At 70.0% G+C, this 1,068-nt stretch carries 1 protein-coding gene; it reads left to right on the top strand.

All coding sequences use genetic code 11. From position 1 onward, the window contains the following. The first annotated feature begins 151 nt into the window (after window positions 1–151). The gene (locus ACFXBC_RS22125; protein WP_385026948.1) at window positions 152–1,051 is read left to right on the top strand and encodes a phosphoribosylaminoimidazolesuccinocarboxamide synthase; all 900 of its coding nucleotides are present in this window, start codon (window positions 152–154) and stop codon (window positions 1,049–1,051) included. Window positions 1,052–1,068 lie beyond the last annotated feature (17 nt).

Here is a 1,068-nt window from a genome sequence, read left to right as displayed (position 1 = left end):
ATCCGGCGGTGGTGGGCCCGGGGGCCGCCCCGCAAGTACGCGGCCGGGGGGGATTGCCGACCCCCGGCCGACCCTGGAGGGGCCCGCACGCGGCGCATACGGGAGACTCGACTCCGACCCCACCGCTTGGACAGAACCACGGGGAGGAACCGTGTCCGGATTCGTAGAAAAGCCCGAGCCGCTTCAGGTGCCGGGCCTGGTACACCTGCACACCGGCAAGGTGCGCGATCTGTACCAGAACGAGGCGGGCGACCTCGTGATGGTCGCCAGCGACCGTTTGTCCGCGTACGACTGGGTGCTGCCCACCGAGATCCCCGACAAGGGCCGGGTGCTCACCCAGCTGTCGCTCTGGTGGTTCGACAAGCTCGCCGATCTCGTGCCGCACCATGTCATCTCCACCGACCTGCCGGCCGGCGCCCCCGCCGGCTGGGAGGGCCGCACCCTGGTCTGCAAGTCGCTGCGGATGGTCCCGGTGGAGTGTGTGGCCCGTGGCTATCTGACCGGGTCCGGGCTGCTGGAGTACCAGGCGCACCGCACGGTCTGCGGTCTCGCGCTTCCGGAGGGACTGACCGACGGATCCGAACTCCCCGCGCCGATCTTCACGCCGGCCACCAAGGCGGCCGTCGGTGACCACGACGAGAACGTGAGTTACGAGGAAGTCGCCCACCGGACCGGCGCGGAGACCGCCGCCGATCTGCGGCGCGCGACCCTCGATGTGTACGAGCGGGCCCAGGGCATCGCGCGCGAGCGGGGCATCATCCTCGCCGACACGAAGTTCGAGTTCGGTTACGACGGCGACCAACTCGTCATCGCCGACGAGGTGCTGACCCCGGACTCGTCCCGCTTCTGGCCCGCGGCCGACTGGGAGCCGGGCCACGCACAGCCCTCGTACGACAAGCAGTTCGTGCGCGACTGGCTCACCTCGGACGCATCCGGCTGGGACCGGAAGGGAGAACTGCCGCCGCCCGCCCTCCCGCAGGAGATCGTGGACGCGACCCGCGCGAAGTATGTGGAGGCCTACGAACTGCTGACCGGCACTCCCTGGTCGTAGCCGGAAGGGTTCCCGTT

The organism is Streptomyces sp. NPDC059398, assembly GCF_042751845.1.
Lineage (GTDB): Bacteria > Actinomycetota > Actinomycetes > Streptomycetales > Streptomycetaceae > Streptomyces.
Note: the sequence above shows the minus strand (reverse complement) of the source record. Positions and strands in the feature narration are given on the sequence as shown.